Here is a 540-nt window from a genome sequence, read left to right as displayed (position 1 = left end):
AGCTTTCTGTTTAAAGAAAGGTGCAAATTTATTAGTCCAACTTGCTATAGTAACATGGGATACCTTAATACCAGAGTTAATCATCAAGAATTGAGAAATAGCTCTTGTTGATGAATTATTTAAAAAGTATAGTGTTAATGCAGTTAGTATTACATGTAGCGGAAAACGCATTCCTTTCATTGAAAGGGAACCACTAACTAATTCACTAGAAGCTGTATCAATATTGGTGGTGTGATGTTTTACTATTATGTGATTACACTTCTTGTTATTGCACTTATAGCGATTGTAATGTTTATATGAATGATGTAAGTAAGTTCCCTTACCGCATCTAGGACATTTAGGATTATTAAGTTTAGGACGTCCGTCACCGTCGCCTATGGCGAATTGGCGCTTACACTGCTTACATTGATACTTTTGTTTAGCCTGCTTATTCATACCAAACTTATATAGTTTATCAGAATTACAGCGTGGGCATTTTATATTAGTTTTGCTCATTGTTCTTCTCTCCTTTTCAAAGGGGGTATTATTTAGTCTCGCAAA

General features: G+C 34.3%; 1 protein-coding gene. It reads right to left on the bottom strand.

The features are described 5' to 3' along the window. Nucleotides 1-495, bottom strand: a 495-nt coding sequence (locus tag TY07_RS17080) for an IS1/IS1595 family N-terminal zinc-binding domain-containing protein (protein WP_042403163.1), incomplete at its 3' end; no start/stop codon positions are given. Between the last annotated feature and the right edge of the window lie 45 nt (nt 496-540).

The organism is Clostridium saudiense, assembly GCF_000577815.1.
GTDB lineage: Bacteria > Bacillota > Clostridia > Clostridiales > Clostridiaceae > Clostridium > Clostridium saudiense.
This window is presented reverse-complemented; position numbering and strand designations above follow the sequence as displayed.